Annotated in this window: 1 protein-coding gene; it reads left to right on the forward strand. The window is 76.3% G+C overall.

The genetic code is table 11. The annotated features are described in order from the left end of the window. Nucleotides 1-183 precede the first annotated feature (183 nt). Nucleotides 184-384, forward strand: a 201-nt coding sequence (locus tag ADK55_RS38715; RefSeq protein WP_159041498.1) for a hypothetical protein, incomplete at its 3' end; no start/stop codon positions are given.

The following is a 384-nucleotide window of genomic DNA, read 5'->3' on the forward strand; positions in this document are numbered from 1 at the left end:
GGGGACCACGACGAGAAACCCGCCCCCCGCCCCGCCGCCCCCCCCCCCCCCCCCCCCCCCCTCCCACCCCCGATCGCCCTGCCCGCCACTGCTGCGGCCCGGCGCGCGTTCCCGCACGCCGAGACCCTCGACCCCACCCGCGAGCAGAGCGCCCGCCTCGAACCGCTCGACCTTCCCGTCCCCTTGCAGCGCATCCCCGAGGAGCAGTACCGCCAGTACGTCCACGCGCTGACGGTGTCCGCCGAGGAAGCAGAACCGGCGACCGGGGCGTGGGAGTTCGCCGAGAGCCACGAACAGCCGGCCGCGAGCGGCCAACCGCTCACCGCCCGCATCCCCAGTGAAGACGCCCAGGACCCCGGGAACCCGTTCCCCGCACTCCTCGCC

It is taken from the genome of Streptomyces sp. WM4235 (assembly GCF_001279725.1).
GTDB lineage: Bacteria > Actinomycetota > Actinomycetes > Streptomycetales > Streptomycetaceae > Streptomyces.